This is a genomic window from Pseudomonas sp. CFSAN084952 (genome assembly GCF_009648855.1).
In the GTDB taxonomy this organism is placed as follows: domain Bacteria; phylum Pseudomonadota; class Gammaproteobacteria; order Pseudomonadales; family Pseudomonadaceae; genus Aquipseudomonas; species Aquipseudomonas paracarnis.
The window spans coordinates 4474529-4498852 of sequence record NZ_CP045767.1 but is presented as its reverse complement, the minus strand read 5'-3'; the positions used below and the strand labels follow the sequence as shown (position 1 = coordinate 4498852).

Here is a 24324-nt window from a genome sequence, read left to right as displayed (position 1 = left end):
AAAATGGAGCGTTCGCACGCTCCATTCGTTCAACTCGGCAACGTTACTTGCCGACCTGTTTTTCCTTGATTTCAGCCAAGGTCTTGCAGTCTACGCACAGGTCTGCGGTTGGGCGGGCTTCCAGTCGGCGAATACCGATTTCGACGCCGCAGGATTCGCACCAGCCATATTCCTCGTCTTCGATCAGTTGCAGGGTCTTGTCGATCTTTTTGATCAGCTTGCGCTCGCGATCACGGGCACGCAGTTCGAGGGCGAATTCCTCTTCCTGGCTGGCACGGTCTGCCGGGTCCGGGAAGTTGGCCGCTTCGTCCTTCATATGGTCAACCGTGCGGTCGACTTCCTGCATCAAGTCCTGTTTCCACTGCTTCAGGATTTTGGAGAAGTGCTCGCGCATGGGCTTGCCCATGTATTCCTCGCCCTTGGATTCAACGTAGGGCTGGAAACCGCTGATGCTCTGTTGCTTTGCTTGGGTGGACATGAATAGACCGCCTCTCACTCTTCTAATCCATTGCGCAGGATTGCAACGTCACCGACACCTGCCGGCCCTGCGGCTGCAAGCGGGCGAACTTACCAGATAGATTCAGGGTGCGCTACTCCCGGTTGTCGAGGCCCAGGGCAAAGGGGTTGCAAACCGCAGCAGCCCGCCATGACTGGGTATGTATCGCCTCGAATATTGATTTTAGCTGTTTTACGAGCGTGCGCAGGGTGCACTTGCAGCCCCAATCAGGCAATAGAGCATGTTTTACCGTGAGGGTTCGGTAGAATCCAGATTTTGTCCTCACCGTCTAAGGAAGGCTAATGGCTCAGCCCTACAGTGCGCGTAGTCGCGCCATCGAACCCTTTCATGTCATGGCGTTACTGGCGCGTGCCAATGAGCTGCAGGCCGCCGGTCACGACGTGATCCACCTGGAAATCGGCGAGCCGGATTTCACCACCGCCGAGCCGATCATCCAGGCCGGCCAAGCCGCGTTGGCAAACGGTAAGACGCGCTACACCGCCGCCCGCGGCTTGCCCGAATTGCGCGAAGCCATCAGTGGTTTCTACCAGCAACGCTACGGTTTGAGCATCGACCCGCAACGCATTCTGATCACCCCCGGTGGCTCCGGCGCATTGTTGCTGGCCAGCAGTTTGCTGGTGGATCCGGGTAAACATTGGCTGCTGGCGGACCCAGGCTACCCCTGCAACCGACACTTCCTGCGCCTTGTGGAAGGCGCGGCGCAGTTGGTGCCGGTCGGCCCAGACGTACGCTACCAGTTGACCGCCGATCTGGTGGCCAGGCATTGGGACCAGGACAGTGTCGGCGCACTGGTGGCATCGCCCGCCAACCCCACCGGCACGATCCTCACCCGGGACGAGCTGGCTGGGCTGTCGGGCGCCATCAAGGCGCGCAACGGTCATTTGGTGGTCGACGAGATTTATCACGGCCTCACCTACGGCACCGACGCGGCCAGCGTGCTGGAAGTTGATGATGACGCCTTTGTTCTGAATAGTTTTTCGAAGTATTTCGGCATGACCGGCTGGCGCCTCGGTTGGCTGGTGGCGCCCCCTGAAGCGGTGGGTGAACTGGAGAAATTGGCGCAGAACCTCTACATCAGTGCGCCAAGCATGGCCCAGCATGCCGCGTTGGCCTGTTTCACCCCGCAAACCCTGGAGATTCTGGAGCAGCGCCGTGCCGAATTTGGTCGCCGCCGTGACTTCCTGCTGCCGGCCCTGCGTGAGCTGGGGTTCGGTATCGCCGTGGAGCCCGAAGGTGCTTTTTATCTGTATGCCGATATCAGCGCGTTCGGCGGCGATGCCTTCGCGTTTTGCCGGCATTTCCTCGAAACCGAACATGTGGCCTTTACGCCCGGGTTGGATTTCGGTCGCTACCAGGCGGGGCACCATGTGCGTTTTGCCTACACGCAAAACCTTGATCGGCTGCAAGAAGCGGTGGAGCGGATTGCCCGTGGTTTGCGGAGTTGGCAAGGCTGATGCGTTTTAATCCTACTCTTGATAAAGGGCGGCTGATCCGCCGCTACAAGCGCTTTCTCACCGATATCGAAACCGTTACCGGCGAGTTGCTCACCATTCACTGCCCTAACACCGGTTCGATGCTCAACTGCATGGTCGAAGGTGGCCAGGTCTGGTTCAGCCGTTCTACGGATCCCAAGCGCAAGCTGCCGGGCACGTGGGAAATTGCCGAAACGCCCCAGGGCCGGCTGGCGTGCGTCAACACCGCGCGTGCCAATCAATTGGTGGAAGAAGCCCTGCTGGCCGGTGTGATCACTGAACTCAACGGCTTTACCGAGTTGAAGCGTGAGGTGCCTTATGGCCAGGAGAAAAGCCGCATCGACTTTCGCCTGGATTACCCCCAGGGCGCTGCGTTTGTCGAGGTCAAAAGCGTCACCCTGGGCTTTGATGGCAGCTCAGTGGCGGCTTTCCCCGATGCGGTGACGCAGCGCGGTGCCAAGCACTTGCGTGAGCTGGCCCACCTGGCGCGCGACGGTATACGGGCGGTGCAGTTGTATTGCGTGAACCTGTCGGGGATCGACGCGGTGCGCCCGGCTGTGGAAATCGACGCCGGTTATGCGGCGGCGCTACGTGAGGCCAAGGCTGCAGGTGTGGAGGTGCTCGCCTACGGCGTACGGGTCACGCCGCAGGAGATTTACGTCGAGCGTCGGTTGAAGGTGCTGCTGGGCGACTAGAGATCGACCCACAATCCCTGTTCGTCTTCGCGACCGGGCAGGGCAGTGAGGTGTTGGCCTGCGCAGGGCCCGGCGATGCACTCGCCGCTTTCAATCAGGAACAACGCGCCATGGGTGGCGCATTGGATCAGGCTGGCGCTGTCGTCGAGGAAGCGATCAGGTTGCCATTCCAGTGGGATCCCACGATGGGGGCAGCGGTTGAGATAGAAGTACGCAGTGCCGTCCCGACGCACCGCCAACAGCCTGTGGCCATCGATATCAAAACCGCGGCTGCTGTTGGGGGTGAGGTCGCCTGAGGCGCAGAGAAACTTCATTTCAATCCTTAAGTGCCTTGACGTTCAAATGCAAACAATTATCAAATGCCTGCTTCGCCCGTCAGCTGACTGGGTGCTCAATACGATGCCTGGCAGGGGTTATCTGTCACATCAATGAGTGCTTGAGTGGCCCTGCCCTAGGAAGGAAACCCTGTTATGCGCCTGAGTACCAGCGCTATTGCGCTTGTTGCTTCACTGCTGGTCAACCCTGGGGTGCACGCCTCTGAACTGCCGCAACGCTGGGTCAGTGCTGGCGGGGCGCTGTCGGAGTGGGTGACGGCTCTGGGCGGTGAATCGAAGTTGGTGGGAGTGGATACCACCAGTCAGCATCCCGCCTCGCTCAAGGCCTTGCCAAGCATTGGTTATCAGCGACAGTTGTCAGCCGAAGGCATTCTCAGCCTGCGCCCGCAAATCCTTGTAGGCACGGAGGAAATGGGACCACCGCCGGTGCTGGCACAGATTCGCAGTGCCGGGGTGCAGGTGGATATGTTCTCGGCCCAGCCGGATTTGCCCACGCTCAAAGGCAACCTCGAACACTTGGGGAAACTGCTCGGCAGTGAGGCCCAGGCTGATGCCCTGTTTGCCGGGTATGAGCAGGCGCTGGCACAGCAAAAAAAATGGGTGGTCAAGGCCCAGGCCACGCAAAAAGCTCCAGGCGTGCTGTTGCTGCTCGGCCATGCCGGTGGCAAGCCGCTGATCGCGGGCAAGGACACGGCCGCTGATTGGATGTTGCAGCAGGCTGGAGGGCGTAATCTGGCCACGCACACCGGCTATAAACCGTTTTCCGTCGAGTCGCTGGCGGGGTTGAGCCCTGAGGTGCTGGTGTTTGCCGATCGCGCCCTGACCGGTGACGCGGCACGTGCTGCCTTGTTCAAGGAAAATCCGATCCTTGCCTCTACGCCGGCAGCCAAGAACGGCCGCGTCTTTGAGCTGGATCCGACCTTGCTGGTAGGTGGCCTTGGGCCCCGATTGCCGCAAAGCCTGGAGAAACTGTCTGCCGGTTTTTATCCGTCCCAGCCTAAGCCTGCTCCATGACCACTCTGGTTAAGCCAAAAACGCTGTTTATTGGGCTGTCGCTGCTGTGTGTATTGGCGATCTGGCTTTCATTGGCACTGGGGCCGGTCAGCCTGCCGTTAGTGGACACGCTCAGGGCTGCGCTAAAACTGATGGGCGTACCGATAGAGGCCCAGGGGTTGGAGCAGGCCGAGTTGATCCTGGGGCAGATTCGCCTGCCGCGGACCCTGTTGGGGCTGGCGGTCGGCGGTGTGCTGGCATTGTCGGGCGTGGCGATGCAGGGGTTGTTCCGCAACCCGCTGGCCGATCCTGGCTTGGTCGGCGTGTCCAGCGGGGCAGCGCTGGGAGCGGCGGTGGCGATTGTCGGTGGCTCGCTATTTGGCGGGCTGCCGGATGCTTTCGGGCCGTACCTGTTGTCGCTGTGCGCCTTCCTCGGTGGCCTGGGCGTCACGGCACTGGTCTATCGCCTGGGGCGTCGCAATGGCCAGACCAATGTCGCGACGATGTTGCTTGCCGGTATTGCGCTGACGGCCCTGGCCAGTTCGACCGTGGGCCTGTTTACCTATCTGGCAGACGATGCCACCTTGCGCACCCTGACGTTCTGGAACCTGGGCAGCCTCAATGGTGCAAGTTATTCGCGGTTGTGGCCCTTGTTGCTGGTGAGTGCGGGCGTGGCGCTATGGTTGCCGCGCCGGGCCAAGGCGCTGAACGCGCTGTTGCTGGGTGAGTCCGAGGCCAAGCATCTGGGTGTTGATGTCGAGGGGCTCAAGCGCGAGTTGGTGTTCTGCACGGCCTTGGGCGTTGGCGCCGCAGTGGCAGCGGCGGGCATGATTGGTTTTGTCGGGTTGGTGGTACCGCATCTGGTGCGGCTGCTGGCTGGGCCGGATCATCGGGTGTTGTTACCGGCCTCGGTGTTGGCGGGTGCGAGCCTGCTGCTGTTTGCGGACCTGGTGGCGCGCCTGGCGTTAGCGCCGGCGGAACTGCCGATCGGTATTGTCACCGCGTTTATCGGTGCGCCGTTTTTCCTCTATTTATTGTTACGAGGGCGCGCCTGATGTTGCGGGTAGAAGCGTTGCAGATCCGGCGCGGTGGTAAGACCGTGCTCGCCGATATCACCTTGGACCTATTGCCGGGCGAAGTGCTGGGCGTTCTGGGCCCCAATGGCGCCGGCAAAAGTACCTTGCTTGGAGCGCTGTGCGGGGAGTTGCAGCCGGATCAGGGCAAGGTGTGGCTGGATCAGCAGGCGCTCAAGCACATGACAGGTGTGCAACGTGCCCAGCGCCTGGCGGTGCTGCCACAATCCTCCACCCTGGACTTTGCCTTTCGTGTCGAAGAGGTGGTGGGCATGGGCCGCTTGCCTCATCAGACCGGGCGAGTGCGCGACGACGAAATCATCAACGCCGCGCTGCAGGCTGCTGATGTAGGCCACCTGAGTGGGCGCAGTTACCTGGCCTTGTCGGGCGGCGAGCGGCAGCGTGTGCACCTGGCACGGGTATTGGCGCAGTTATGGCCGGGTGAGGCAGGGCAGACGTTGTTGCTGGATGAGCCCACATCGATGCTCGACCCTCTGCACCAACACACCACCTTGCAAGCTATCCGGCATTTTGCCGACAGAGGCGCTGCGGTGCTGGTCATCCTGCATGACTTGAACCTGGCGGCGCGTTACTGCGACCGGATCCTGTTGCTGGAAAACGGCCGCCCCCACGCGCTGGATACGCCCTCTAACGTCCTGCAACCAGAGCCGCTCAAGGCTGTATTCGGTCTGGATGTATTGGTACAGCCGCATCCGGAGCGTGGGCATCCGTTGATCATTGCGCGCTGAGGCCGGTTAATTCGCGGGCAAAAAAAGACCCGGCAAGAGCCGGGTCAAATAACCGTGATTAGCCTGATGAGGAGATAATCTGAGAGTCCGAACCAATGGTCTTTCAGTTATCGGCTGATCTCGCGACCAGTTGTGATAATCATAACGATTCTCATTTGAGAGTCAACATCTGTTTTTCTGCTTCATCCATTTTTCTCAAACGCTCGTTTGTAATGCCCGTAAACGCTGGGTTTGAGTGCCACTCTAGTTCTTCTGATGCGCTGAGATCGCTTCAAGCTGACGGTTCAAGGCCTCCTTGCGCTCGGTGGGTATGTCGTTCCAGTGCACATCCATCAATGCCCCTTCAATGGCATACAGCAGAACCTTCGACGCTCGAAACCCGCGCGTGCGCACGGCTCGGTAAGCGTCGACCGCCCCCAGGCGACGCAAGTCGGACGCGCTGTGGATGCCCACCGCATGCAGCCACTGCGCTGACGTCTTGCCAAGGTTTTTCAGGTGTTGCAGCTCATCGTTCATCAAGCCTCCTTGCGTTGGCCGAATGGTGCGGTGGGTGTCGTGACCAGGCAGCCTGAAAATGAGTGTAGCGTTGAGTAGGAAAAGCGTGGTTCTTTGGTCAGAAAGGGCTGAAAAGATTATAAGGATGGCGCCACGGCGCTTACTCGCAGGCAGGCGCAAAGTGCCCGGCAGGCAGGGGATGTGGCAGGAACTCGGTGTGTGGCGTTACTTGGTGCGGTAGCGCAGGCGAGTACCGAAATTGACCGACATGAGTATTTCGTCAGCCGTGAGTTCGGGCGGGAAATAAGCCCCCGATATCTGCGCATGGGCCAGGCTGGCGCCTTCCAGTGAGCAGCCACGCAAGTCCAGGCCGCGCAGGTCGGCAGAGCGAAAATAGGCGTCGGTGAAGTCAATACCGGTGGCGTTCAGGTCGCGCAGGTCCAGCCCTCGAAAGTCGCCACCGCGCATGTCGATGGGGCCATTTTCAGGGCGCTCCTGGTTGAAGCCGCGGATGTCGTCCTTGTGCAGGAGGGCGTAGAGCGGGGTATCAAGAAGCTTTGGCTGACTCATGATCGCGACTCTGGCTGGCGTTATGGAGCCAGTATAGTGCCACTATCGCTGGGTCGCGCGCCGAAGACGACGACGCGACCAAGAAATATTTCTTACAGGCCCGGCAGGTGTTGACGGATATGCCCGACCAACGCGTCGAGCGTCCCGCTTTCATTGGTCTCCACACGCTTGCTGAGCAGCAGCTCCTCGGTAGTCAGCGGGTCACGACTGGCTTGTTGCTCTTCGATAACGGCCAGGGTGGCGTCAGACGGATCGTTTTTATCCGCCTGGCGTTGTGCCAGCCAACTGGTGATAACGGCTTGCGGGGCGTTGCAGTCGAGGATCAGGAACGGCGCGCCAGTGGCTTCGGCAACCTGGGCGGCGGCGTCACGCTGCGCGCGTTTCAAGAACGTGGCGTCCAGCACCACCGGGTAGCCGGCGCGCAGCACGGTGTCGGCAATCTCGTTCAGGCGTGCGTAGGTGGCAGCGCTGGCGTCCTGATTGTAGATACCGGCCTGCAGGGTGTTCTCTACCTGTTGTTCGCCAAACAGGCGCTTGCGCTCTACGTCCGAACGCAGGCGTACCGCGCCCAGGGCTTCGACCAGGCGCATGGCCACGTGGCTCTTGCCCACGGCTGAAACGCCATGGGTGATTGCCAGGAAGCGCGAAGGGATAGTGCTGTAGCTTTCCGCCAGGTTGGCGTAGTTGCGGTACTGGCGCAGGGTGGTAGCGCGTTGCACCGGGTTGGCTTCGCTGGGCATGCTGAACAGCGCAACCTTGGCGCGTACCAATGCACGGTAGGCTTTATAGAAGTTCAGAAGCTCCAGGCCCTGGTAGTCGCCGGTCAGCTCCAGGTACTGGCTTATGAAGCGCCGTGCCAGGCATTTCAGGCCGCGATCTTCCAGGTCCATCGCCAAAAAAGCGGTGTCGGCGTACACGTCGGTAAAGCGGAAAGGCTCGTTGAACTCAATGCAGTCGAAGATCACCACGCGGCCATCGATCAGCGTGGCGTTGCCCAGGTGGATATCGCCGTGGCATTCACGGGTATAACCGTCGAGCTTGCGCTGCGCAAGCAGAGGCTTGAGGCGTTCGAAGCTGCTTTCAGCCCAGGCTTGCAGAGCCTCCAGCTGAGTCAGGTCGGCCTTGTCGCTGAGGAATGGGCGGATTTGGTCGAAGTTCTGGCGTACCGGAGCCATCACCTCTTCCGGCGTGCCGGCGGGGTGATCTTGCGGGACTTTGGGGGCGCTGAGGTGGAATTGCGCAATCTGCTTGGCCATCTCATCGATGTGCGCGCTGGTCAGTTCGCCGTTGGCTTGCAGGGTGCTGAGCATCTGGCTTTGCGGGAACTGGCGCATTTTCAGCGCGTACTCGATGGCTGGGCCGTCGCCACCCAGTTGCGGCGCCTCGGCAGTGCCGGTAATCGGCAACACTTCAAGATACAAGTCTTCGGTCAGGCGCTGGTTGAGGCGCAGTTCCTCGCGGCAGAAATGCCCGCGGTCGTCCAGATTGGTGAAGTCCAGGAAGCCGAAGTTCATCGGTTTCTTCAGCTTATATGCATAGGGGCCCGTCAGTATCACCCAGGAAATATGGGTCTCGATGACTTGAAACGCGTCAACCGGATGAGGGTACAAGGCCGGGTTTTGCAGGGCAGCGATCAGGGTCTGGCTCACGGGCGATCCTTCAAAGTCGGGGGAAAATCATGGGGGGCATTATGGCTGCTGATGCCAGTCGTGCAAACCGCTGTCCGGCTCATGTTGATCATCAATAAAGTGCGTATAATCCGCCGCCATGACTCGAACCCGATCTCCCCGTTCCCGTAAAAAACCTCCTTCCCGCGGCCCGCGCCCTTGGCTGGGCTGGGTGATCAAGCTTGGCCTGGTGGGCCTTGTGGCGGTCGCCGGCCTTGCGGTGTACCTCGATGCCGTGGTGCAGGAAAAATTCTCCGGCAAGCGCTGGACGATTCCGGCCAAGGTGTATGCACGCCCGCTGGAGCTGTTCTCTGGTCAGAAGCTGAGCAAGGAAGACTTCCTTACCGAGCTCGATGCGCTGGGCTACCGCCGCGAACCCGTGAGCAATGGCCCTGGCGCTGCGGCGGTCAGCGGTAATACCGTCGACCTGAACACCCGTGGCTTCCAGTTCTACGAAGGCCTGGAAAAAGCCCAGCCGGTGCGCGTGCGTTTCTCTGGCGATTATGTGGCTGAGCTGTCCTCGCTCAATGGCTCCAAGCTGCCGGTGGTGCGTCTCGAACCGTTGCTGATCGGCGGTATTTACCCGAAGAACCTTGAAGATCGCATCCTGATCAAGCTCGATCAGGTACCACCGTATCTGCTGGAAACCCTGGTCGCTGTCGAAGACCGCGATTTCTATAGCCACTGGGGTGTTTCTCCGAAGTCGATTGCCCGCGCTATCTGGGTCAACACTTCCGGCGGCAAGATGACTCAGGGCGGCAGTACGCTGACGCAGCAACTGGTCAAGAACTTCTACCTGACCAACGAGCGCAGCCTGACCCGTAAACTCACCGAAGCCATGATGGCGATGTTGCTGGAGCTGCATTACAGCAAGCAGGAAATCCTTGAGGCTTACCTCAACGAGGTATTCGTCGGGCAGGATGGCCAGCGCGCCGTGCACGGTTTTGGCCTGGCCAGCCAGTTCTTCTTCGGGCAGCCGTTGTCCGAATTGAAATTGCATCAGGTTGCGTTGCTGGTGGGGATGGTCAAGGGGCCGTCCTATTACAACCCGCGCCGCAACCCGGAGCGTGCGCTTGAACGTCGCAACCTGGTGCTCGATGTACTGGAGCAGCAGGGTGTGGCCACCGCTGAACAAGTGGCCGCTGCGAAAAAAATGCCACTGGGTGTGACAACCCGCGGCAAGCTGGCGGATAGCTCGTTCCCGGGCTTTATCGACCTGGTCAAGCGCCAACTGCGCGAAGACTACCGCGACGAAGACTTGACCGAAGAGGGGCTGCGGATCTTCACCAGCTTCGACCCCATCCTGCAGATGAAGGCCGAAGCATCGGTCAACGACACCTTCAAGCGCCTGACTGGCCGTAAAGGCTCGGATGAAGTCGAAGCCGCCATGGTCGTGACCAACCCGGAAACCGGCGAGGTCCAGGCCATGATCGGCAGCCGCCAGGCCAGTTTTGCAGGCTTCAACCGCGCACTGGATGCCGTGCGGCCGATTGGCTCGCTGGTCAAGCCCGCGGTCTATCTCACGGCACTGGAAAAACCCAGCAAGTACACGCTGACCAGTTGGCTGTCCGATGACCCGCTGTCGATCAAAGGTGCGGATGGCCAGGTATGGACGCCCAAGAACTTCGACCGCCGCTCTCATGGCACGGTGTTCCTGTATCAAGGATTGGCGCATTCCTACAACATCTCGACCTCGCGCCTGGGGCTTGAAGTCGGTGTGCCGAATGTGCTGAAGACCCTGGCGCGACTGGGGATCGAACGTGAGTTCCCGGCGTTCCCGTCCATGCTTCTGGGCGCTGCGGCCATGACGCCGATGGAAGTGACCACCATGTACCAGACCCTGGCCAATGGTGGCTTCAATACGCCGATGCGCGGTATTCGCAGTGTGCTGACCGCCGATGGCGAACCGCTCAAGCGCTACCCGTTCCAGATTCAGCAGCGCTTCGACGCCGGCTCCATCTACCTGATCCAGAACGCCATGCAGCGTGTGATGCGCGAGGGTACAGGGCGTTCGGTCTATAGCGTGCTGCCGTCGAACCTGACCCTGGCGGGCAAGACCGGTACCAGTAACGACTCTCGCGACAGCTGGTTCGCGGGTTTCGGCCAGGATGTACTGGCCGTGGTATGGCTGGGGCGCGACGACAATGGCAAGACGCCGTTCACCGGTGCGACAGGCGCGTTGCAGGTATGGACCAGTTTCATGCGCAAGGCTGACCCGTTGCCGCTCAACATGCCGCAGCCGGACAATATCGTGCAGGCCTGGATTGATCCGCACACCGGCCAAGGCTCCGATGCCAACTGTCCGGGCGCGGTGCAGATGCCGTATATTCGCGGCAGCGAACCACCACCCGGCGCCGCGTGCAGTGGCAGTGCCCCTGCTGACGCGGATTCGGTGATGGATTGGGTCAAGGGCTGGATGAATTAAGCAAAGAGGGTTTCAAGTGAACAAGTTGTGGATTCCAGCCATTACGGCTCTGGCTTTGCTCGGCGGTTGCTCCAGCGTGCAGCGCGGCTCTATCCCTGTGGTGGACTCAAGCACGTCCGTCTCTAATAACGACCGCATTTCGGCCAATGGTGGCTTCCGTCAGACCGTGGTCAAACGGCCTGCCCAAGCTGCAACCCAGGCAATTCCACAGGATTCCGGCGTCGTGGTGATGGTGCCCGGCAGTGGGGCTGCAACCTCGGCGCCTATCAGTGCCGAACCATGGACCCCAGGCCCGAGCACTTCCGGGCCGGTGAACTCCACGCCGATTCAAACCGCGCCGGTCAACCAGGGCACCTACAACATGCCTTCTACGCCGAGCGGTATTCCGTCATCGTCCAATGCGGGCGGGTTGTCGGCTGACGAACAACTCGATGGCCCGGTGCTGGCGTTGCTCACAACCGCACAGCAGCAGCAGGCGGGTGGCGATTTGAATGGCGCCTCGTCGAGCCTTGAACGTGCCCAGCGCGTGGCGCCGCGTGAGCCACAAGTGCTCTATCGCCTGGCCCAGGTGCGCATGGCCCAGGGCGATGCGCCCCAGGCGGAGCAGTTCGCTCGCCGTGGCCTGAGCCTGGCCAATGGGCGCCCAGACCTGCAAGCCAGCCTGTGGGCCTTGATCGGGGATGCGCGTGCAGCCCAAGGCGATGCAGCGGGTGCTGCGCAGGCACGGCAAAAAGCCAAGGTCAGCCTCTGATGGATGCGCGTTTTCCCGCGATTGCCGAGCAGTTATTGCTGATCGAGCGCGAACTGCGCGTTCAGGGCTGGTGGGATGAAGTCTCCCCCAGTGCTGAAGCGCTCAGCAGTGTCGAGCCCTTTTCCGTCGATACCTTGGACTTCCACCAGTGGCTGCAGTGGATTTTCCTTGCGCGTATGAAGCAGATCCTGGAACAGGACCTGCCCTTGCCGAATGCGTCGGGGATCCTGGAAATGGCCGAGATGGTCTACGCCGACCGGCCGCGGGAGAGCCTCGGCTTGCGTAACGCGCTGAAAAAGTTCGATCAATTGATCGTCGACGCTCGTTAATTGCCTGACTGCCGGTTTTTCCGGCAGTCTTGCGCACATTTCTACCGCTTGACGACATTCAGGCGAGTTTTATCCCTCCTCAAAGCCCTTTCTTCTACGTTCTCATGCGCTTAGTTGGAAAAAAGCGCAATTATTGCTTGACTTGAAGGGCGTGAAACAGAAGAATCCAAAGTCCGCTGTATCGGGACTGCCAGAAGCAGGCCCGCTCAGCAGATCATGAGGCGCACATCCGCGCCGACCTGTAACACCCGCAACGCGTTACCTCGCGCTGGGTGGGAAAAGCCCGCAACACTTGGGACGATCCCAATACTTGCTCAGTCAGTGCTGACGTAGTCGGCGACCACCGTCGCTCATGCTCTGTTGAGAAGTAAACCTATTAAGACCCGTCGGTTTTTTAACGGACGGTATTCTGGCGTTTTAGAGGTGAACAACGTGGAGCTTTTATCTGGCGGTGAGATGCTCGTCCGCTTTTTGCGTGACGAAGGCGTCGACTATATCTACGGGTACCCAGGTGGTGCTCTGCTGCATGTCTACGACGCACTGTTCAAGGAACCGGCTGTTACCCACATCCTGGTTCGCCACGAACAGGCCGCGACCCATATGGCTGACGGTTACGCCCGTGCCACCGGTAAAGCCGGCGTGGTACTGGTAACGTCCGGCCCAGGCGCAACCAATGCCATTACCGGCATCGCGACTGCGTATATGGACTCCATCCCGATGGTGATCATCTCTGGCCAGGTGCCTAGCACCATGGTCGGCACCGACGCTTTCCAGGAAACCGACATGATCGGTATTTCCCGCCCGATCGTGAAACACAGCTTCATGATCAAGCACGCGTCGGAAATCCCGGAAGTCATGAAAAAGGCGTTCTACCTCGCCCAGTCCGGTCGCCCGGGCCCTGTGGTGGTTGATATCCCGAAAGACATGACCAACCCGGCCGAAAAATTCGAATATGTTTTTCCCAAGAAAGCCAAGCTGCGTTCCTACAGCCCGGCCGTCCGCGGGCACTCGGGGCAAATCCGCAAGGCGGCAGAAATGCTCCTGGCGGCCAAGCGCCCCGTGTTGTACTCCGGCGGTGGCGTGATTCTGGGCGGCGGTTCCGCTCCGTTGACCGAACTGGCCAAGTTGCTCAACCTGCCGGTGACCAACACCCTGATGGGCCTCGGCGCATTCCCGGGTTCGGACCGTCAGTTCGTCGGCATGCTCGGTATGCACGGCAGCTACACCGCCAACCTCACCATGCACCACGCCGATGTGATCCTGGCCGTGGGCGCGCGGTTCGATGACCGAGTGATCAACGGCGCGAGCAAATTCTGCCCGAATGCCAAGATCATCCACATCGACATCGACCCTGCGTCCATCTCCAAGACCATCAAGGCCGATGTGCCAATCGTGGGTCCTGTAGAGAGCGTATTGACCGAAATGGTCGCTGCGCTCAAGGACATCGGCGAAACGCCGAACAAGGAATCCGTTGCCAGCTGGTGGAAGCAGATCGACGAATGGCGCGGTGATCGCGGTCTGTTCCCTTATGACAAGGGTGACGGCAGCATCATCAAGCCACAAACCGTGATCGAAACCCTGTGCGAAGTGACCAAGGGCGACGCCTTTGTGACCTCCGACGTGGGCCAGCACCAGATGTTCGCGGCGCAGTACTACAAGTTCGACAAGCCTAACCGCTGGATCAACTCCGGTGGCCTGGGCACGATGGGCTTTGGTTTCCCTGCGGCCATGGGTGTGAAACTGAGCTTCCCGGATGCCGACGTTGCCTGCGTCACCGGCGAAGGCAGCATCCAGATGAACATCCAGGAACTGTCGACGTGCCTGCAATACGGTCTTCCGGTGAAGATCGTCTGCTTGAACAACGGCGTGCTCGGCATGGTTCGTCAATGGCAGGACATGAGCTACGGTAGCCGTCACTCCCATTCCTACATGGAATCGTTGCCGGACTTCATCAAGTTGGTTGAAGCCTATGGCCACGTCGGCATTCGCATCACTGATTTGAAAGATCTGAAGCCGAAGATGGAAGAAGCGTTTGCCATGAAGGACCGTCTGGTGTTCATCGATATTCAGGTCGATACCAGCGAGCACGTCTATCCGATGCAAATCAAAGACGGCTCTATGCGCGACATGTGGCTGAACAAGACGGAGCGTACTTAATCATGCGGCATATTATCTCCCTGCTTCTGGAGAACGAACCCGGCGCCTTGTCCCGTGTTGTCGGCCTGTTTTCGCAACGCAACTACAACATTGAAAGCCTGACCGTGGCCCCGACCGAAGACCCGACCCTGTCGCGCCTGACGTTGACTACTGTGGGCCACGATGAGGTGATCGAGCAGATCACCAAGAACCTCAACAAGCTGATCGAAGTGGTCAAGCTGGTCGACCTGTCGGAAAGCGCCCACATCGAGCGCGAACTGATGCTGGTCAAGGTCAAGGCCACGGGTGCCCAACGTGCCGAGATCAAGCGCACTACCGATATTTATCGCGGGCAGATCGTCGATGTGAGCGCCAGCGTTTATACCGTTCAACTGACCGGTACAAGCGACAAGCTGGACAGCTTCATCCAGTCGATCGGGACGGCCTCGATTCTGGAAACCGTACGCAGTGGTGTCACCGGGATTGCCCGTGGCGACAAAGTACTCAGCATCTAACCCAAATTAGCGAATGGCCTCACGGCCTGGATATATAGAGGAACCTCATGAAAGTTTATTACGATAAAGATTGTGACCTGTCGATCATCCAGGGCAAGAAAGTCGCCATCATCGGCTACGGTTCCCAGGGCCACGCCCAAGCGTGCAACCTGAAAGACTCCGGCGTTGACGTCACCGTTGGCCTGCGCAAAGGTTCGGCCACCGTAGCCAAGGCTGAAGCCCATGGCCTGAAAGTGACCGACGTTGCTTCTGCTGTGGCGGCTGCCGACCTGGTCATGATTCTGACCCCGGACGAGTTCCAGTCCTCGCTGTACAAGAACGAAATCGAGCCGAACATCAAGAAGGGCGCTACCCTGGCCTTCTCCCACGGCTTCGCGATTCACTACAACCAGGTTGTGCCGCGTGCTGACCTCGACGTGATCATGATCGCGCCGAAAGCACCGGGCCACACCGTGCGTTCCGAGTTCGTCAAAGGCGGCGGTATCCCCGACCTGATCGCGATCTACCAGGATGCGTCGGGCAATGCCAAGAACGTTGCACTGTCCTACGCTGCTGGCGTGGGTGGCGGTCGTACCGGCATCATCGAAACCACGTTCAAGGACGAGACCGAAACCGACCTGTTCGGCGAACAAGCCGTTCTGTGCGGCGGTACCGTTGAGCTGGTAAAAGCCGGTTTCGAAACCCTGGTTGAAGCTGGCTACGCGCCGGAAATGGCCTACTTCGAATGCCTGCACGAACTGAAGCTGATCGTTGACCTCATGTACGAAGGCGGCATCGCCAACATGAACTACTCGATCTCCAACAACGCCGAATACGGCGAGTACGTGACCGGCCCTGAAGTGATCAACGCCGAGTCCCGCCAGGCCATGCGCAACGCCCTGAAACGTATTCAGGACGGCGAATACGCCAAAATGTTCATCAGCGAAGGCGCTACCGGCTACCCTTCGATGACCGCCAAGCGTCGTAACAACGCCGCTCACGGTATCGAAGTCATCGGCGAGCAACTGCGCTCCATGATGCCGTGGATCGGTGCCAACAAGATCGTCGACAAAGCCAAGAACTAAGTCGTACGCATCAAGGGAAAACGCGGCTTAGGCCGCGTTTTTTCGTTTGAGGGGTTGGTTCTGGTATAAAGCTGCATCGTTTGCAGGCGAACACTCGCTGCAAGTATCTGTCGAATTTTTTCACACCGTTGCAAGGTAAAGTCCATGAGCGAACGTCCCGAAGAGCCAAACCAGGCTTCCGACGCCGAAAGCATGCTGCCGATCGATGAACATGTCGAAGAAGGGCATGACGCCGAAGGCCGCAAGGTCCGGCATCGTGGCATCTATCTGCTGCCCAACCTATTCACCACGGCGAACCTGTTCGCCGGCTTCTACTCCATCATCAACTCCATGAGTGCCCAGAGCGCGCTGGCGGCGGGTGATGCGGCGAGTGCCAGCAAATACTTTGGCTTTGCTGCTATCGCAATTTTCGTGGCCATGGTGCTCGACGGCCTGGATGGTCGCGTGGCGCGCATGACCAATACTCAAAGCGCTTTTGGCGCCGAGTACGACTCGCTGTCGGACATGGTCGCCTTCGGTGTTGCCCCCGCATTGCTGGCATTTGCCTGGGCATTGGGTGACATGGGCAAGGTTGGCTGGATGGTTGCCTTCATCTATGTCGCGGGTGCCGCTTTGCGCCTGGCGCGCTTCAACACCCAGGTGGGGACTGCCGACAAGCGCTACTTCATCGGCCTTGCCAGCCCGGCAGCGGCGGGTGTTGTCGCGGGGATTGTCTGGGCGTTCAGTGATTACGGGATTCAGGGATCGAAGATGTCGTTCCTGGTTGCCCTGATGGTGGCAGCGGCCGGCATGCTGATGGTCAGCAACATCAAGTACAACAGCTTCAAGGAATTTGACCTCAAAGGGCGCGTGCCTTTCGTGGCCATCCTTGTGGTGGTGCTAGTGTTCGCGGTCGTGTTCAGTGATCCACCGCGTATCCTGCTGCTGGCGTTCCTGGCCTACGCCGCTTCGGGTCCGATTCAGTACTTGTTGCGTCTGCGTCGGGACAAAACATTGTCTTAATGTAATTTCCCCCATACTCCGCAGTCTATTGGTGCATCAGTTCTCCAACGCTGCGGAGTTACCATGTTAATCAAATTACCCAAAGCGTCCGATTGTCACGAATCGGACGTCACGCCTGAATCCTTCTATCTCTCTCGCCGCAGCCTGCTCGGTGGTGCGCTTGCTGGTATTGCCGCCAGCAGCTTGCCGCGTTGGGCCAGTGCGAGCGATGCTTCGCGGTATGCCGACGTCGAGCCGGGCAGCGCGCCCAACTGGTTTACGGAAAAACTTCCGAACACGAAGTGGCAATCGGTGACGGTCAAAGATGAGGCCATCACGCCATTCAAGGATGCAACTCACTACAACAACTTCTATGAGTTCGGGACAGGCAAGGGCGACCCGGCAACGAATGCGGGCTCGCTCAAGACGCAGCCCTGGAGTGTGGTGATTGATGGTGAAGTCGCAAAACCTGGGCGCTATGCCCTGGAGGACTTCATGAAACCCTATGCGTTGGAAGAGCGCATCTACCGTCTGCGTTGTGTCGAGGCATGGTCCATGGTGATTCCGTGGATAGGTTTTCCCATCTCGGCGTTGCTCAAGCAGGTCGAGCCAACCTCCAAAGCCAAGTACATCCGTTTTGAAACCCTCCAGGATCCCAAGAGCATGCCTGGGCAACGCTCAAGTTTCGGCTTGATCGACTGGCCTTATGTGGAAGGGCTGCGCCTGGATGAGGCGATGAATCCTTTGGCGATCCTCGCTGTGGGCATGTATGGGCGGGAGTTGCCTAACCAGAACGGCGCGCCGTTGCGCTTGGTGGTGCCGTGGAAGTATGGCTTCAAGAGTGTGAAGTCCATCGTACGTATCAGTCTGGTCAGTGAGCAGCCGAAAACGACCTGGCAAAGTATTGCTGCCGATGAGTATGGGTTTTATGCGAATGTGAATCCTACGGTCGATCATCCGCGCTGGACCCAGGCGCGGGAGCGCCGCCTGCCGAGCGGCCTGTTCAGTCCGAATGTGCGCCAGACGCAGATGTTCAATGGCTATTCGGATGAGGTCGCTTCTTTATATGCAGGCCTCGATCTGCGGAAGAACTACTGATGCGCTATCCCATCTGGCGCATCGGCGTGTTTGTAGCCGCAGCAGTGTGGCCATTGCTCTGGCTGTATGAAGCGTGGAGCTCTGCGCTGGGGCCTGATCCAGGCAAGGTGCTCGTTGATCGCCTGGGTTTGGGGACGCTCATTTTATTGCTGATCACGCTTGCTATGACGCCGCTGCAGAAATTGAGCGGTTGGGCGGGGTGGATAGCGGTGCGGCGACAGTTGGGGCTGTGGTGCTTTGCTTATGTTGTGCTGCACCTGGCGGCCTATTGTGTGTTTGTCCTGGGGCTGGATTGGTCGCAGCTCGGCGTAGAGTTGAGCAAGCGGCCCTACATCATTGTGGGGGCGCTGGGGTTTGTTGCTCTCCTTATCTTGGCCGTCACGTCGAACCGCTATAGCCAGCGTCGGTTGGGGAGTCGATGGAAGAAGCTGCATCGTCTGGTCTATGTGATTCTTGGGCTCGGTTTGCTGCACATGCTATGGATAGTGCGGGCGGACCTGAAGGAGTGGGCCATCTACGCGTCTATAGGTGCGCTACTTCTGTTGATGCGGGTGCCGCCGGTAATGCGTCGAATCCCTCGCCTTATTGCTAAAAAAGCGCCTTCTGCCACAAAAGCGTAATTAAGCCTTGACGGCAGATTCTGGAAGCCTATAATTCGCCCCACTTCCGGCGCAGTCGAAACGGAAAACTCCTTGGTAAACAATGAGTTACGCAGTTCTCGACAGCAAGTTGCTTCAGTTCATCGAAGCCAAAAGGAAGTTGAAAAAGAGGTGTTGACAGCAGCGTGTAACGCTGTAGAATTCGCCTCCCGCTTACGAGAGATCGCAAGCGCAAGTGGTTGAAGTTGTTGAAGAAATCTTCGAAAACTTCTGAAAATAACCACTTGACAGCAAATGAGGCTGCTGTAGAATGCGCGCCTCGGTTGAGACGAAAGATCTTAACCAACCGCTCTTTAACAACTGAATCAAGCAATTCGTGTGGGTGCTTGTGGAGTCAGACTGATAGTCAACAAGATTATCAGCATCACAAGTTACTCCGCGAGAAATCAAAGATGTAACCAACGATTGCTGAGCCAAGTTTAGGGTTTCTTAAAAACCCAAAGATGTTTGAACTGAAGAGTTTGATCATGGCTCAGATTGAACGCTGGCGGCAGGCCTAACACATGCAAGTCGAGCGGTAGAGAGAAGCTTGCTTCTCTTGAGAGCGGCGGACGGGTGAGTAATGCCTAGGAATCTGCCTGGTAGTGGGGGATAACGTTCGGAAACGGACGCTAATACCGCATACGTCCTACGGGAGAAAGCAGGGGACCTTCGGGCCTTGCGCTATCAGATGAGCCTAGGTCGGATTAGCTAGTTGGTGAGGTAATGGCTCACCAAGGCGACGATCCGTAACTGGTCTGAGAGGATGATCAGTCACACTGGAACTGAGACACGGTCCAGACTCCTACGGGAGGCAGCAGTGGGGAATATTGGACAATGGGCGAAAGCCTGATCCAGCCATGCCGCGTGTGTGAAGAAGGTCTTCGGATTGTAAAGCACTTTAAGTTGGGAGGAAGGGTTGTAGATTAATACTCTGCAATTTTGACGTTACCGACAGAATAAGCACCGGCTAACTCTGTGCCAGCAGCCGCGGTAATACAGAGGGTGCAAGCGTTAATCGGAATTACTGGGCGTAAAGCGCGCGTAGGTGGTTTGTTAAGTTGGATGTGAAATCCCCGGGCTCAACCTGGGAACTGCATTCAAAACTGACTGACTAGAGTATGGTAGAGGGTGGTGGAATTTCCTGTGTAGCGGTGAAATGCGTAGATATAGGAAGGAACACCAGTGGCGAAGGCGACCACCTGGACTAATACTGACACTGAGGTGCGAAAGCGTGGGGAGCAAACAGGATTAGATACCCTGGTAGTCCACGCCGTAAACGATGTCAACTAGCCGTTGGAAGCCTTGAGCTTTTAGTGGCGCAGCTAACGCATTAAGTTGACCGCCTGGGGAGTACGGCCGCAAGGTTAAAACTCAAATGAATTGACGGGGGCCCGCACAAGCGGTGGAGCATGTGGTTTAATTCGAAGCAACGCGAAGAACCTTACCAGGCCTTGACATCCAATGAACTTTCTAGAGATAGATTGGTGCCTTCGGGAACATTGAGACAGGTGCTGCATGGCTGTCGTCAGCTCGTGTCGTGAGATGTTGGGTTAAGTCCCGTAACGAGCGCAACCCTTGTCCTTAGTTACCAGCACGTTATGGTGGGCACTCTAAGGAGACTGCCGGTGACAAACCGGAGGAAGGTGGGGATGACGTCAAGTCATCATGGCCCTTACGGCCTGGGCTACACACGTGCTACAATGGTCGGTACAGAGGGTTGCCAAGCCGCGAGGTGGAGCTAATCCCATAAAACCGATCGTAGTCCGGATCGCAGTCTGCAACTCGACTGCGTGAAGTCGGAATCGCTAGTAATCGCGAATCAGAATGTCGCGGTGAATACGTTCCCGGGCCTTGTACACACCGCCCGTCACACCATGGGAGTGGGTTGCACCAGAAGTAGCTAGTCTAACCTTCGGGAGGACGGTTACCACGGTGTGATTCATGACTGGGGTGAAGTCGTAACAAGGTAGCCGTAGGGGAACCTGCGGCTGGATCACCTCCTTAATCGACGACATCAGCTGCTCCATAAGTTCCCACACGAATTGCTTGATTCATTGAAGAAGACGAAAGAAGCAGCCCGAAATTGGGTCTGTAGCTCAGTTGGTTAGAGCGCACCCCTGATAAGGGTGAGGTCGGCAGTTCGAATCTGCCCAGACCCACCAATTTTGTGTGGGAAACGCCTGTAGAAATACGGGGCCATAGCTCAGCTGGGAGAGCGCCTGCCTTGCACGCAGGAGGTCAACGGTTCGATCCCGTTTGGCTCCACCACTACTGCTTCTGTTTGTATAAAGCTTAGAAATGAGCATTCCATCGTTGTGATGGTGAATGTTGATTTCTAGTCTTTGACTAGTTCGTTCTTTAAAAATTTGGGTATGTGATAGAAAGATAGACTGAACGTTACTTTCACTGGTAACGGATCAGGCTAAGGTAAAATTTGTGAGTTCTCTTAATTGAGAAATTCGAATTTTCGGCGAATGTCGTCTTCACAGTATAACCAGATTGCTTGGGGTTATATGGTCAAGTGAAGAAGCGCATACGGTGGATGCCTTGGCAGTCAGAGGCGATGAAAGACGTGGTAGCCTGCGAAAAGCTTCGGGGAGTCGGCAAACAGACTTTGATCCGGAGATGTCTGAATGGGGGAACCCAGCCATCATAAGATGGTTATCTTGTACTGAATACATAGGTGCAAGAGGCGAACCAGGGGAACTGAAACATCTAAGTACCCTGAGGAAAAGAAATCAACCGAGATTCCCTTAGTAGTGGCGAGCGAACGGGGACTAGCCCTTAAGTGGCTTTGAGATTAGCGGAACGCTCTGGAAAGTGCGGCCATAGTGGGTGATAGCCCTGTACGCGAAAATCTCTTAGTCATGAAATCGAGTAGGACGGAGCACGAGAAACTTTGTCTGAATATGGGGGGACCATCCTCCAAGGCTAAATACTACTGACTGACCGATAGTGAACTAGTACCGTGAGGGAAAGGCGAAAAGAACCCCGGAGAGGGGAGTGAAATAGATCCTGAAACCGTATGCGTACAAGCAGTGGGAGCCCACTTTGTTGGGTGACTGCGTACCTTTTGTATAATGGGTCAGCGACTTATTTTCAGTGGCGAGCTTAACCGAATAGGGGAGGCGTAGCGAAAGCGAGTCTTAATAGGGCGTCTAGTCGCTGGGAATAGACCCGAAACCGGGCGATCTATCCATGGGCAGGTTGAAGGTTGGGTAACACTAACTGGAGGACCGAACCGACTACCGTTGAAAAGTTAGCGGATGACCTGTGGATCGGAGTGAAAGGCTAATCAAGCTCGGAGATAGCTGGTTCTCCTCGAAAGCTATTTAGGTAGCGCCTCATGTATCACTGTAGGGGGTAGAGCACTGTTTCGGCTAGGGGGTCATCCCGACTTACCAAACCGATGCAAACTCCGAATACCTACAAGTGCCGAGCATGGGAGACACACGGCGGGTGCTAACGTCCGTCGTGAAAAGGGAAACAACCCAGACCGTCAGCTAAGGTCCCAAAGTTATGGTTAAGTGGGAAACGATGTGGGAAGGCTTAGACAGCTAGGAGGTTGGCTTAGAAGCAGCCACCCTTTAAAGAAAGCGTAATAGCTCACTAGTCGAGTCGGCCTGCGCGGAAGATGTAACGGGGCTCAAACCATACACCGAAGCTACGGGTATCACGTAAGTGATGCGGTAGAGGAGCGTTCTGTAAGCCTGTGAAGGTGAGTTGAGAAGCTTGCTGGAGGTATCAGAAGTGCGAATGCTGACATGAGTAACGATAATGGGTGTGAAAAACACCCACGCCGAAAGACCAAGGTTTCCTGCGCAACGTTAATCGACGCAGGGTTAGTCGGTCCCTAAGGCGAGGCTGAAAAGCGTAGTCGATGGAAAACAGGTTAATATTCCTGTACTTCTGGTTATTGCGATGGAGGGACGGAGAAGGCTAGGCCAGCTTGGCGTTGGTTGTCCAAGTTTAAGGTGGTAGGCTGGAATCTTAGGTAAATCCGGGATTCTAAGGCCGAGAGCTGATGACGAGTTACCTTTTAGGTAACGAAGTGGTTGATGCCATGCTTCCAAGAAAAGCTTCTAAGCTTCAGGTAACCAGGAACCGTACCCCAAACCGACACAGGTGGTTGGGTAGAGAATACCAAGGCGCTTGAGAGAACTCGGGTGAAGGAACTAGGCAAAATGGCACCGTAACTTCGGGAGAAGGTGCGCCGGTGAGGGTGAAGGACTTGCTCCGTAAGCTCATGCCGGTCGAAGATACCAGGCCGCTGCGACTGTTTATTAAAAACACAGCACTCTGCAAACACGAAAGTGGACGTATAGGGTGTGACGCCTGCCCGGTGCCGGAAGGTTAATTGATGGGGTTAGCTAACGCGAAGCTCTTGATCGAAGCCCCGGTAAACGGCGGCCGTAACTATAACGGTCCTAAGGTAGCGAAATTCCTTGTCGGGTAAGTTCCGACCTGCACGAATGGCGTAACGATGGCGGCGCTGTCTCCACCCGAGACTCAGTGAAATTGAAATCGCTGTGAAGATGCAGTGTATCCGCGGCTAGACGGAAAGACCCCGTGAACCTTTACTATAGCTTTGCACTGGACTTTGAATTTGCTTGTGTAGGATAGGTGGGAGGCTTTGAAGCGTGGACGCCAGTCTGCGTGGAGCCATCCTTGAAATACCACCCTGGCAACTTTGAGGTTCTAACTCAGGTCCGTTATCCGGATCGAGGACAGTGTATGGTGGGTAGTTTGACTGGGGCGGTCTCCTCCTAAAGAGTAACGGAGGAGTACGAAGGTGCGCTCAGACCGGTCGGAAATCGGTCGTAGAGTATAAAGGCAAAAGCGCGCTTGACTGCGAGACAGACACGTCGAGCAGGTACGAAAGTAGGTCTTAGTGATCCGGTGGTTCTGTATGGAAGGGCCATCGCTCAACGGATAAAAGGTACTCCGGGGATAACAGGCTGATACCGCCCAAGAGTTCATATCGACGGCGGTGTTTGGCACCTCGATGTCGGCTCATCACATCCTGGGGCTGAAGCCGGTCCCAAGGGTATGGCTGTTCGCCATTTAAAGTGGTACGCGAGCTGGGTTTAGAACGTCGTGAGACAGTTCGGTCCCTATCTGCCGTGGACGTTTGAGATTTGAGAGGGGCTGCTCCTAGTACGAGAGGACCGGAGTGGACGAACCTCTGGTGTTCCGGTTGTCACGCCAGTGGCATTGCCGGGTAGCTATGTTCGGAATAGATAACCGCTGAAAGCATCTAAGCGGGAAACTAGCCTCAAGATGAGATCTCACTGGAACCTTGAGTTCCCTGAAGGGCCGTCGAAGACTACGACGTTGATAGGTTGGGTGTGTAAGCGCTGTGAGGCGTTGAGCTAACCAATACTAATTGCCCGTGAGGCTTGACCATATAACACCCAAGCAATTTGCGAACTCGAGAGAGACCAGATTGCGGTGTGTGAAGACGCAATGAACCGAAAGTTCGACGCTCACAAAACACCGAAAACTATCACATACCCAATTTGCTGAAGCGAGGCCAACTGGCCACGACTCAGTACCCGAATTTCTTGACGACCATAGAGCATTGGAACCACCTGATCCCATCCCGAACTCAGCAGTGAAACGATGCATCGCCGATGGTAGTGTGGGGTTTCCCCATGTGAGAGTAGGTCATCGTCAAGATTAAATTCCGAAACCCCAATTGCGAAAGCAGTTGGGGTTTTGTTTTGGGCGCTCGAAAAGTGTCCGCCTTGTCCCCGCACGCCTGTCAGGCTGTGCCCGCCCCGTGCGCCACAGTGCTAAAGTCCACCCCTCGATTTTG

The 24324-nt window shown here is 57.4% G+C and carries 19 protein-coding genes, 2 tRNA genes and 3 rRNA genes; 19 read left to right on the top strand and 5 right to left on the bottom strand.

What is annotated here, in order from left to right; genetic code table 11:
• Nucleotides 1–43: 43 nt before the first annotated feature.
• Nucleotides 44–478, bottom strand: a complete 435-nt coding sequence (dksA, locus tag GH769_RS20460) for an RNA polymerase-binding protein DksA (protein ID WP_005791430.1) — start codon at nucleotides 476–478, stop codon at nucleotides 44–46.
• A 320-nt stretch (nucleotides 479–798) separates the two neighbouring features.
• On the opposite strand from dksA, the gene GH769_RS20455 reads away from it, so the two are divergent.
• The gene (locus tag GH769_RS20455) at nucleotides 799–1971 is read left to right on the top strand and encodes a pyridoxal phosphate-dependent aminotransferase (protein WP_014719940.1); all 1173 of its coding nucleotides are present in this window, start codon (nucleotides 799–801) and stop codon (nucleotides 1969–1971) included.
• Complete coding sequence (sfsA, locus tag GH769_RS20450) at nucleotides 1971–2684, top strand: DNA/RNA nuclease SfsA (RefSeq protein ID WP_032902682.1); 714 nt, start codon at nucleotides 1971–1973, stop codon at nucleotides 2682–2684. The genes GH769_RS20455 and sfsA overlap by 1 nt, the downstream gene beginning before the upstream one ends.
• On the opposite strand, the gene GH769_RS20445 is transcribed toward sfsA, so the two are convergent.
• The gene (locus GH769_RS20445) at nucleotides 2681–2998 is read right to left on the bottom strand and encodes a Rieske (2Fe-2S) protein (RefSeq protein ID WP_014719938.1); all 318 of its coding nucleotides are present in this window, start codon (nucleotides 2996–2998) and stop codon (nucleotides 2681–2683) included. The two genes, sfsA and GH769_RS20445, sit on opposite strands and share 4 nt — an antisense overlap.
• Nucleotides 2999–3154: 156 nt before the next feature.
• On the opposite strand from GH769_RS20445, the gene GH769_RS20440 reads away from it, so the two are divergent.
• Genes GH769_RS20440 through GH769_RS20430 form a run of 3 tightly spaced genes read left to right on the top strand, consistent with a single transcriptional unit; the run spans nucleotide 3155 to nucleotide 5834 of the window.
• Nucleotides 3155–4033: a hemin ABC transporter substrate-binding protein gene (locus tag GH769_RS20440; RefSeq protein ID WP_153649880.1), complete on the top strand. Its 879-nt coding sequence runs from the start codon at nucleotides 3155–3157 to the stop codon at nucleotides 4031–4033.
• The gene (locus tag GH769_RS20435) at nucleotides 4030–5067 is read left to right on the top strand and encodes an iron ABC transporter permease (protein ID WP_014719936.1); all 1038 of its coding nucleotides are present in this window, start codon (nucleotides 4030–4032) and stop codon (nucleotides 5065–5067) included. Before GH769_RS20440 ends, GH769_RS20435 begins: the two co-directional genes overlap by 4 nt.
• On the top strand, nucleotides 5067–5834 hold the full coding sequence (locus GH769_RS20430; protein WP_014719935.1) for a heme ABC transporter ATP-binding protein: 768 nt from the start codon (nucleotides 5067–5069) through the stop codon (nucleotides 5832–5834). Before GH769_RS20435 ends, GH769_RS20430 begins: the two co-directional genes overlap by 1 nt.
• A gap of 243 nt (nucleotides 5835–6077) precedes the next feature.
• Here GH769_RS20430 and GH769_RS20425 read toward each other — a convergent pair whose 3' ends face one another.
• The 3 genes from GH769_RS20425 to GH769_RS20415 all read right to left on the bottom strand — a co-directional run bounded on the left by GH769_RS20425 (nucleotide 6078) and on the right by GH769_RS20415 (nucleotide 8548).
• Nucleotides 6078–6350, bottom strand: coding sequence for a TfoX/Sxy family protein (locus GH769_RS20425; protein WP_019817941.1), 273 nt, complete (start codon nucleotides 6348–6350; stop codon nucleotides 6078–6080).
• Between the two features lie 204 nt (nucleotides 6351–6554).
• On the bottom strand, nucleotides 6555–6899 hold the full coding sequence (locus tag GH769_RS20420; protein WP_014719933.1) for a pentapeptide repeat-containing protein: 345 nt from the start codon (nucleotides 6897–6899) through the stop codon (nucleotides 6555–6557).
• Between the two features lie 92 nt (nucleotides 6900–6991).
• The gene (locus tag GH769_RS20415; protein WP_014719932.1) at nucleotides 6992–8548 is read right to left on the bottom strand and encodes a bifunctional aminoglycoside phosphotransferase/ATP-binding protein; all 1557 of its coding nucleotides are present in this window, start codon (nucleotides 8546–8548) and stop codon (nucleotides 6992–6994) included.
• Nucleotides 8549–8666: 118 nt separating this feature from the next.
• On the opposite strand from GH769_RS20415, the gene mrcB reads away from it, so the two are divergent.
• The 14 genes from mrcB to rrf all read left to right on the top strand — a co-directional run bounded on the left by mrcB (nucleotide 8667) and on the right by rrf (nucleotide 24185).
• A complete protein-coding gene (gene mrcB / locus GH769_RS20410; protein WP_014719931.1) occupies nucleotides 8667–10991 on the top strand; it encodes a penicillin-binding protein 1B in 2325 nt (774 codons plus the stop codon).
• A gap of 16 nt (nucleotides 10992–11007) precedes the next feature.
• Nucleotides 11008–11742 (top strand): M48 family metallopeptidase, encoded by a 735-nt coding sequence (locus GH769_RS20405; protein ID WP_032902681.1) that lies wholly within the window; start codon nucleotides 11008–11010, stop codon nucleotides 11740–11742.
• Nucleotides 11742–12071 (top strand): YqcC family protein, encoded by a 330-nt coding sequence (locus tag GH769_RS20400; protein WP_014719929.1) that lies wholly within the window; start codon nucleotides 11742–11744, stop codon nucleotides 12069–12071. The genes GH769_RS20405 and GH769_RS20400 overlap by 1 nt, the downstream gene beginning before the upstream one ends.
• Before the next feature lie 432 nt (nucleotides 12072–12503).
• The gene (locus GH769_RS20395) at nucleotides 12504–14228 is read left to right on the top strand and encodes an acetolactate synthase 3 large subunit (protein ID WP_014719928.1); all 1725 of its coding nucleotides are present in this window, start codon (nucleotides 12504–12506) and stop codon (nucleotides 14226–14228) included.
• A gap of 2 nt (nucleotides 14229–14230) precedes the next feature.
• Nucleotides 14231–14722 carry an acetolactate synthase small subunit gene (ilvN, locus tag GH769_RS20390; protein WP_003176102.1) on the top strand — a complete coding sequence of 164 codons (492 nt, stop codon included), beginning with the start codon at nucleotides 14231–14233 and terminating at the stop codon, nucleotides 14720–14722.
• 47 nt (nucleotides 14723–14769) lie between these two features.
• Nucleotides 14770–15786, top strand: a complete 1017-nt coding sequence (gene ilvC, locus GH769_RS20385; RefSeq protein WP_003194132.1) for a ketol-acid reductoisomerase — start codon at nucleotides 14770–14772, stop codon at nucleotides 15784–15786.
• 144 nt (nucleotides 15787–15930) lie between these two features.
• On the top strand, nucleotides 15931–16788 hold the full coding sequence (gene pssA, locus GH769_RS20380; protein WP_014719927.1) for a CDP-diacylglycerol--serine O-phosphatidyltransferase: 858 nt from the start codon (nucleotides 15931–15933) through the stop codon (nucleotides 16786–16788).
• A gap of 63 nt (nucleotides 16789–16851) precedes the next feature.
• Nucleotides 16852–17865: a protein-methionine-sulfoxide reductase catalytic subunit MsrP gene (gene msrP, locus GH769_RS20375; RefSeq protein WP_032902680.1), complete on the top strand. Its 1014-nt coding sequence runs from the start codon at nucleotides 16852–16854 to the stop codon at nucleotides 17863–17865.
• A complete protein-coding gene (gene msrQ / locus GH769_RS20370) occupies nucleotides 17865–18485 on the top strand; it encodes a protein-methionine-sulfoxide reductase heme-binding subunit MsrQ (protein ID WP_020301783.1) in 621 nt (206 codons plus the stop codon). Before msrP ends, msrQ begins: the two co-directional genes overlap by 1 nt.
• Nucleotides 18486–18973: 488 nt before the next feature.
• Nucleotides 18974–20510 (top strand): 16S ribosomal RNA (locus GH769_RS20365).
• 81 nt (nucleotides 20511–20591) lie between these two features.
• Nucleotides 20592–20668, top strand: a tRNA-Ile gene (locus tag GH769_RS20360).
• A gap of 30 nt (nucleotides 20669–20698) precedes the next feature.
• Nucleotides 20699–20774 (top strand) — tRNA-Ala (locus tag GH769_RS20355).
• A 247-nt stretch (nucleotides 20775–21021) separates the two neighbouring features.
• Nucleotides 21022–23913: ribosomal RNA gene (locus GH769_RS20350) — 23S ribosomal RNA — on the top strand.
• A 156-nt stretch (nucleotides 23914–24069) separates the two neighbouring features.
• A 5S ribosomal RNA gene (gene rrf, locus GH769_RS20345) occupies nucleotides 24070–24185 on the top strand.
• The 16S, 23S and 5S rRNA genes sit together here with 2 tRNA genes alongside, the layout of an rRNA operon.
• The last annotated feature ends 139 nt before the right edge of the window (nucleotides 24186–24324 follow it).